Origin of the sequence: Actinomadura sp. HBU206391 (assembly GCF_014323665.1) — a bacterium.
In the GTDB taxonomy this organism is placed as follows: domain Bacteria; phylum Actinomycetota; class Actinomycetes; order Streptosporangiales; family Streptosporangiaceae; genus Actinomadura_C.
Genome location: NZ_JABVEB010000226.1, coordinates 1 through 8,378, shown reverse-complemented (window position 1 = coordinate 8,378; position 8,378 = coordinate 1). Strand labels below are relative to the sequence as shown.

Below are 8,378 nucleotides of genomic sequence, written 5' to 3'. Positions count from 1 at the left end.
CTTCCGGGCGGGCCGTGCCGTCGGGGCGGTCGTCATGGCTTCGATCCTGTCATCGGCCGGCCATGTCATGGGCGGCTTGCCCGCTGGGCCCTCCCCCGAGGAGGGCCCAGCGGTCGATCGGGCCGGCGGTGGATCAGGCCTGTGATGATCAGGCCGGTGGCGGATCAGGCCGGTGGCGGATCAGGCGATGGGCCTGGCCGTCGGCGGGATGGGGTAGGGCAGGCCGGTGTGGCCGGTGAGCCACTTGTCGACGCCGGCGGCGGCGGCGCGGCCCTCGGCGATCGCCCAGACGATCAGTGACTGGCCGCGGCCCATGTCGCCGGCGACGAAGACTCCGTCGAGCGAGGTCTTGTACGTCTTGTCCCGCTGCACGTTTCCCCGGGCGTCCAGGTCGACCCCGAGCTGTTCGAGCAGGCCGGCCTTCTCGGGGCCGAGGAAGCCCATGGCGAGGGTGACGAGCTCTGCGGGGATCTCGCGCTCGGTGCCGGGGATCGGCTTGAAACCGGCCGCCGGGCCCTCGACCTCGATCATCCGCAGGGTCTTGACGTTGCCCTCGTCGTCGCCGGTGAACTCCTGGGTGGAGAAGGCGTAGACGCGTTCGCCGCCCTCGCCCGCTAGTTCCTCGTGCGCGCTCTCCATCTTGAAGAGCATCGGGTACGTGGGCCAGGGCTGGGAGTCCGGGCGCGCCTGCGGAGGCCGCGGCATGATCTCGAGCTGGGTGACGGACGCGGCGCCCTGGCGTATCGCGGTGCCGATGCAGTCGGCGCCGGTGTCCCCGCCGCCGATGACCACGACATGCTTGCCGGCCGCGGTGATCCCCGGCTCGTCCTGGTCGCCTTCCTGCACCCGGTTGGACTCGGGGAGGTACTCCATGGCCTGGTGGATGCCGCGGAGGTCCCGGCCCGGTACGGGCAGGTCGCGCCAGGCGGTGGCGCCGCCGGCGAGCAGCACGGCATCGTGGGACCGCCGCAGCTCGTCGGCGGTGATGTCGACGCCGATGTTCACCGAGGTCTTGAACTCGGTGCCTTCGGCGCGCATCTGGGCGATCCGCCGCTCGATGTGCCGCTTCTCCATCTTGAACTCGGGGATGCCGTAGCGGAGCAGCCCGCCGATGCGGTCGGCCCGCTCGTACACGACGACGTCGTGGCCGGCGCGGGTGAGCTGCTGGGCCGCGGCGAGCCCGGCCGGGCCGGAGCCGATGACGGCGACCTTGCGGCCGGTCTTGACTGCGGGCGGCTGCGGGCGCACCCAGCCTTCGGCCCAGGCGCGGTCGATGATCTCGACTTCGACCCGCTTGATGGTGACGGGGTCGGAGTTGATGCCGAGGACGCAGGCGGTCTCGCACGGCGCCGGGCACAGCCGCCCGGTGAACTCCGGGAAGTTGTTCGTGGCGTGCAGGCGCTCGATGGCCTGCCGCCAGTCGTGCCGGTGGACCAGGTCGTTCCATTCGGGGATGAGGTTCCCGAGCGGGCAGCCCTGGTGGCAGAACGGGATGCCGCAGTCCATGCAGCGGCTCGCCTGCCGTTCCAGCGCCGGTCTGCCGAAGTCCTCGTAGACCTCGTGCCAGTCACGAATCCGGACGTCGACCGGACGGCGGCTCGGGAGCTCGCGCGGATGCGTCATGAACCCCTTCGGGTCGGCCATGTGTTCAGTCCCCCTTCACCCGCGTACGGCGGTCATGACCGCCTCGTCGACGTCTCGTCCTTCGGCCTCGGCTCTCGCGCGTGCCTGGAGCACGCGCTTGTAGTCCCGTGGCATCACCTTTCTGAACCGTTCCACCGAGGTGTCCCAGTGGGCGAGGAGCTTCTCGGCCACCGGCGACCCGGTCTCGTCGAGGTGCGTCGAGACGATGTCGCGCAGGAAATCCCGGTCATCGGCGGAGAGCGGGTCGAGGTCGACCATCTCCCCGTTGACCCGTTCCTGCGCGAGGTCGAGGACATAGGCGATGCCGCCCGACATCCCGGCCGCGAAGTTACGCCCGGTCGGGCCGAGCACGACGGCCCGGCCGCCGGTCATGTACTCGCAGCCGTGGTCTCCGACGCCCTCGACGACGGCGGTGGCGCCGGAGTTGCGGACGCAGAACCGCTCCCCCGCGATGCCGCGCAGGAACAACTGGCCGGAGGTCGCCCCGTAGAGGGCGACGTTGCCGGCCGCGATCTGGTCCTCGGCGACGAACGGCGCCTCGGGATGGGGACGCACGGTGAGGCGGCCACCGGACAGGCCCTTGCCGAGGTAGTCGTTGGCGTCGCCGATCAGGCGCAGCGTGATGCCGCGTGGCACGAAGGCGCCGAACGAGTTGCCGGCCGAACCGGTGAAGGTGACGTCGATGGTGTCGTCCGGCAGGCCGTCGCCACCCCACTTCTTGGTCACCTCGTGGCCGAGCATGGTGCCGACCGTCCGGTTGACGTTGCGGATCGGGATCTCCAGCCGCACCGGGTCGCCGTAGGCGATGGCGCCTTCGGCCAGCTGGATGAGGGTGTTGTCGAGCGCCTTCTCCAGGCCGTGGTCCTGGACCGTGACGCGGCGCAGCGGGGTGCCGTCGGGCAGATCCGGCCGGTGCAGGATCGGCGCGAGGTCGAGTCCGCCGGCCTTCCAGTGGTCGATCGCCTCGCGCGGGTCGATCAGCTGGACATGTCCGATCGCCTCGTCGAGGGATCGGAAGCCGAGCGCGGCGAGGTACTCCCGCACCTCTTCGGCCACGAACTCGAAGAAGTTGACGACGAACTCGGGCTTGCCGGTGAACCGCTTTCGCAGCTCGGGGTTCTGCGTGGCCACGCCGACGGGGCAGGTGTCGAGGTGGCAGACCCGCATCATGACGCAGCCCGAGACCACCAGCGGCGCCGTCGCGAAGCCGTACTCCTCGGCGCCGAGGAGCGCGGCGATGATCACGTCGCGGCCGGTCTTCATCTGGCCGTCGGTCTGCACGACGATCCGGTCGCGCAGCCCGTTGAGCAGCAGGGTCTGCTGGGTCTCGGCCAGGCCGAGCTCCCATGGCGCGCCCGCGTGCTTGATGGACGTGAGCGGTGAGGCGCCGGTGCCGCCGTCGTGGCCGCTGATCAGGACCACGTCGGCGTGCGCCTTGGACACACCGGCCGCGACCGTGCCGACCCCGACCTCGGCGACGAGCTTGACGTGCACGCGCGCCGACGGGTTGGCGTTCTTCAGGTCGTGGATGAGCTGGGCGAGGTCCTCGATCGAGTAGATGTCGTGGTGCGGCGGCGGCGAGATCAGGCCGACCCCGGGGGTGGAGTGCCGGGTCTTGGCGATCCACGGGTAGACCTTGTGCCCGGGCAGTTGGCCGCCCTCGCCGGGCTTGGCGCCCTGCGCCATCTTGATCTGCAGGTCGTCGGCGTTGGTGAGGTACTCGGACGTGACGCCGAAGCGGCCGGAGGCCACCTGCTTGACCGCGGAGCGGCGCAGGTCGCCGTTGCCGTCGGGGGTGAACCGCTCCGGGTCCTCCCCGCCCTCGCCGGTGTTGGACTTGCCGCCGAGGCGGTTCATGGCGATGGCGAGGTTCTCGTGCGCCTCCGCCGAGATGGACCCGTACGACATGGCGCCGGTGGAGAAGCGCTTGACGATCTCAGAGACCGGTTCGACCTCGTCGAGCGGCACGGGTGGCCGGACGCCTTCGCGGAGCTTGAACATGCCGCGGAGCGTCATGAGCTTCTCGGCCTGGGAGTCCACCAGGGAGGTGTACTCCTTGAAGATCTCGTACCGGCGGGTGCGGGTGGAGTGCTGGAGCTTGAACACCGTGTCGGGGTTGAACAGGTGCGGCTCGCCCTCACGGCGCCACTGGTACTCGCCGCCGACCTCGAGGGTGCGGTGCGAGATCTCGTTGCCGCGGGGCGGGTAGGCGCGGTGGTGCCGCTCGGCCGCCTCGCGGGCGATGACGTCGAAGCCGACCCCGCCGAGGCGGGAGGTGGTGCCGGTGAAGCACTGGTCGATGACCTCGGCGCCGAGGCCGATGGCCTCGAAGATCTGCGCGCCGGTGTAGGAGGCCACCGTGGAGACCCCCATCTTGGACATGACCTTGAGCACGCCCTTGCCGTAGGCCTTGACCAGGTTGCGGGTGGCCTGAGCGGGGTCGACGCCCGTGATCACGCCGGTCTCGACCAGGTCCTCGACGGTCTCGATGGCGAGGTAGGGGTTGATCGCGGACGCCCCGTAGCCGATCAGCAGTGCCATGTGGTGGCACTCGCGGGCCTCGGCGGTCTCGAGGACCAGGCCGACCTGGGTGCGGGTCTTCTCCCGGATCAGGTGGTGGTGCACCGCTCCGGTGAACATCAGCGCGGGTATCGCCGCGCGGGTGGAGTCCGAGCCCCGGTCGGAGAGCACGATGATGCGCGCGCCGCCGCGGATGGCTCCGGACACCTCGTCGCAGATCTCGGCGAGCCGTTCCTGAAGGGCCTCGCCGCCGCCGTTCACGTCGTACAGCCCGTGCACGACATGGGCGTCGAGGCCGGGGAGGGTGTCCTCGTCGTTGATGTGGACGATCTTGGCGAGCTCGTCGTTGTCGAGGATGGGGGTGGGCAGCACGAGCCGCCGGCACGAGTCGGGGCCGGGGTCGAGCAGATTGCTCTCGGGGCCGAGGGTGGACTGCAGCGAGGTGACGAGCTCTTCGCGGATGGCGTCGAGCGGCGGGTTGGTGACCTGCGCGAACAGCTGTTTGAAGTAGTCGAACAGCAGCCGCGGGCGGTCCGACAGCGCCGCCAGGGGGGTGTCGGTGCCCATCGAGCCGATCGGTTCGGCGCCGGTGCGGGCCATCGGCGTCAGCAGGATCCGCAGCTCCTCCTGGGTGTAGCCGAAGGCCTGCTGCCGCTTGACGAGCGTCTCGTGGCTCGGGTGCTCGAGTTCCCTGGCGGGCAGTTCCCCGAACCGTACGAGGCCGTCGCTCAGCCAGTCGGCGTAGGGGTGCTCGGCCGCGAGCTCGGCCTTGATCTCGTCGTCCTCGATGATGCGGCCGGCCTCGGTGTCGACCAGGAAGATCCGGCCGGGCTGGAGGCGGCCCTTGCGGACGACCGTGGCCGGGTCGATGTCGAGCACGCCGGCCTCGCTGGCGAGCACGACGAAGCCGTCGTCGGTGACCCAGAAGCGGCCGGGGCGCAGGCCGTTGCGGTCCAGGACGGCGCCGACGACCGTGCCGTCGGTGAAGGTCACGCTCGCGGGGCCGTCCCAGGCCTCCATGAGGGTGGAGTGGAACTCGTAGAACGCCCGGCGGGCCGGGTCCATCTCGGTGTGGTTCTCCCAGGCCTCCGGGATCATCATGAGCACCGAGTGGGCCAGGGAGCGGCCGCCGAGGTGCAGCAGCTCGAGGCACTCGTCGAACGAGGCGGTGTCGCTGGCCTCGATGTCGATCACCGGGTAGATCCGGGACAGGTCGCCGGGGATCACGTCGGAGGCGAGGAGCGCCTCTCGTGCCCGCATCCAGTTCCGGTTGCCCTTGACCGTGTTGATCTCGCCGTTGTGGGCGATGAACCGGTACGGGTGGGCGAGTTCCCACGCCGGGAAGGTGTTGGTCGAGAACCGCGAGTGCACGAGCGCGATGGCGCTGGCGAACCGCCGGTCCGACAGGTCGGGGAAGAACGGCTCCAGCTGCGGGGTCGTCAGCATCCCCTTGTAGACGATGGTGCGGCTGGACAGGCTGGGGAAGTAGACGCCGGTGTCCTGCTCGGCGCGCTCGCGCATGCAGAACACGAGCCGGTCCAGGTCGAGCGCCGTGCGGCCGTCCTCGGCCGCCACGAACAGCTGGGCGAAATGCGGCATGACCCGGCGGGCGGTGGGCCCGCAGAACCGGGCGTCGTAGGGCATCTCACGCCAGCCGAGGATCTTCAGTCCCTCGTCGGCGGCCAGCGCGGTGATCGCCTCGACCACCGTGGCGCGCTCGGCGGCGTCGGCGGGCAGGAACGCGATCCCCGCGGCGTACGCGCCCTCGGCGGGCAGTGCGAAGTCCACCGTGTCGCGGAAGAACGCGTCGGGGATCTGGGTCAGGATGCCCGCGCCGTCACCGTCGTCGGGTTCGGCGCCCTTGGCACCGCGATGATCCAGATTGCGCAGAACGGTCAGAGCCTTCTCGACGATGTCGTGGCTCTTGCGTCCGGCGAGGTCGGCCACCATGCCGACGCCGCAGGCATCGTGCTCGTTGGCCGGGTCATAGAGCCCCTGGCGTTGTGGCAGGCCAGGAGTGAGGGCGGCAGCCGTCATCAACCCTCCCGTCGTCGTCGTGTCACTGCTTACGTAGTCAGTGCAGTCGGGGACGGCGTTGGCCCTGTCTGCGGTGTAACGAGGTTACCTCACCGTCGAGATCATCCCCGAATCGCCGTGATCGCGAAACTTCTCCAGGTCACGCGGGTCGATGCGTGCGATCCCGGGGGTGCATGCCCTCGCAAGGCACCTTCTCGACGGAGCCTCTCCAGGCGTGCATGAGGGTACGTCCACATATGTACCCAATACCCACGATGAGATACCCCAGGACCAAATCTAGGCACCAAATGCAGGCAATGGGTGTTCAACGATCTCGGTGGGGTCCCGGCGCGCCGAGCCGGGACCCCCTCGATCTCGTGTCACCCGCCGGATCAGCGAGCCCTGCTCACCCGGGTGAACAGGAAGTTCTTGGCGGCCCGCTGCACCGCGGAGCGCGGGGCGATGGCGTCGATGTCGGCGGAGGAGTCGTTCTTTCCGTCGGTGTAACCGACCCACGACACGACCACCAGGTGACCGTAGGCGCCGGCGTCGGCGCCGGTGAAGCCCGAGCCGAACCGGTCCAGGGGGGCGGGCTGCCCGGGCAGGGGCGTCACGAAGCCCTTGCCGAGAGCCGGGTCGAGATCCTTGATGAATTGGTTGGCGCTGGTCACGTCCCGCAGGTTGAACACCGCGACGTGGCCCGCGATCCTCTTGCTGGAGTCGGCGTAGACCCCTCGCACGACCTGCGTGCAGTTGTAGCCCTGCAGGGCCGTCTTGAGCCCCTCGCCCCAGATCGCCTGGGTGCAGTCGCTGTCGAGCCGCCCCTCGCCCTGGAAGGTGTAGAGGTTCTTGCGGCTGTCCTCGACGCTCCGGGAGTCGCTGCTGCCGAAGACCTCCGCCGTGCTGAGCGGGGCGCTGTCGCTCGTGCGGTCGTTGAGCGGGTCCCACAGGCTCCACGACGCGGCGTCGTCGTACTCGGTCGGCTTGAGCTCGGAGCCCGCGACCGGTCCACTGGTCGGCGTCGCCGGCCCGGAGGTCGGGGACGGATCCGGGTCCCCGGCGTCCGTCACCACGATGACGGCCACCAGAACGGCGACGATCAGCACCGCGGCGCCCACCGCCAAGCCGATGATCAAGCCGGTGTTGGATCCTCCGGACGGCGGCGGCCCATAGGGCGGCCGGGGCGGCATGCCCGGCCCTCCGGGGGGCATGCCCGGGCCTCCGTGCATCGGCGGCTGCTGAGGCCAGCCGGGGCCACCGGGAGGAGGAGTCATCGGTCCCTGCGGAGCGCCTCCCCAGCCCCCGGGAGGCGGACCGGCCGGCGGCTGCTGGGAGGGGTCAGGGGGAGGATACGGATAGCTCACCTGAACGCATTCCTTTCGTTCGACCCTTCGACGCGGTGTCCCCCGTCGCCGTTCCCTGCCATCGGCGCTTCCGGTCGCCCATGCCCTGCTCCAATGTGCGCTGCTCCAAAGTGGACTCCTCCGCCGGGCCGGTCATCGCGACCGCGCGGCCCTGCCGAGGACGGCCTTGGAGTCGCCGGTCTCGATGAGGAGCGACAGCAATGCCTCATCCTGTGCATCGCCCTTGCCGTCGAGACGTTGCACCCAGCCGACGACCACGTAGTGACCCATCGCCAGGCCCCGTGCCATGCTGAACCCCCGGCCGAAGTCGCTCAGGGGTTTCACGAAGCCTCCCCCACGCTGATCCAGGGCCGCCACCAGGCGATTCGCATCCTCGACCCCGGCCAGATTGAAGATCGCGACAGTGACGCCGTGGCCGCCGCCGGAGTAGGCGCCGCGGACGGCCTGGGTGCAGCCGCCGTCGAAGAGCGCGTCCCCCACCGCGGCGCCCCACACCGCTGCGGCGCAGTCGGAGTCGAGGCGCTGGTCGCGCAGCGTCAGCCTGCCTTTGCCGCCCGGCCCCGCGATGGACCGGGACCCGGCCGGGAAGACCTCTTCGGCGGTGAGCGGCGCACGGTCGGCCGCGCGCTGGTCGATCGCGCCGAAGACGGTCGTGGACGGCGAGGAGGAGTACGTCGAGGGAGCGGTGCCGTCCGCGTCAGGACGGCTTCCGGCGGGCCGGGTGCGCGCGGGTTCGTCGCCGTCGAGCCCCATGACGATCATGGCGACGGCCAGCCCGACGACCAGGAGGGCCGCCGCCGCGCCGAAGAACAACACCGGCGGCATACCGGTCCG

At 70.4% G+C, this 8,378-nt stretch carries 4 protein-coding genes; all 4 read right to left on the bottom strand.

Annotated elements, in window-relative coordinates; genetic code table 11:
- Positions 1–180: 180 nt before the first annotated feature.
- Positions 181–1,644 carry a glutamate synthase subunit beta gene (locus HKK72_RS32050; RefSeq protein ID WP_187238179.1) on the bottom strand — a complete coding sequence of 488 codons (1,464 nt, stop codon included), beginning with the start codon at positions 1,642–1,644 and terminating at the stop codon, positions 181–183.
- A gap of 15 nt (positions 1,645–1,659) precedes the next feature.
- Positions 1,660–6,201, bottom strand: a complete 4,542-nt coding sequence (gltB, locus tag HKK72_RS32045; RefSeq protein WP_187238178.1) for a glutamate synthase large subunit — start codon at positions 6,199–6,201, stop codon at positions 1,660–1,662.
- A 371-nt stretch (positions 6,202–6,572) separates the two neighbouring features.
- Complete coding sequence (locus HKK72_RS32040) at positions 6,573–7,391, bottom strand: hypothetical protein (protein WP_187238177.1); 819 nt, start codon at positions 7,389–7,391, stop codon at positions 6,573–6,575.
- Between the two features lie 285 nt (positions 7,392–7,676).
- On the bottom strand, positions 7,677–8,378 hold a 702-nt coding region (locus HKK72_RS32035; RefSeq protein ID WP_187238176.1), incomplete at its 5' end, for a hypothetical protein.

Excerpts from the sequence above, each read along its gene's own strand:
- HKK72_RS32050 (WP_187238179.1), bottom strand. The coding sequence starts at position 1,644 with ATGGCCGACCCGAAGGGGTTCATGACGCATCCGCGCGAGCTCCCGAGC.
- HKK72_RS32040 (WP_187238177.1), bottom strand. The coding sequence starts at position 7,391 with ATGCCCCCCGGAGGGCCGGGCATGCCGCCCCGGCCGCCCTATGGGCCG.
- gltB (WP_187238178.1), bottom strand. The coding sequence starts at position 6,201 with ATGACGGCTGCCGCCCTCACTCCTGGCCTGCCACAACGCCAGGGGCTC.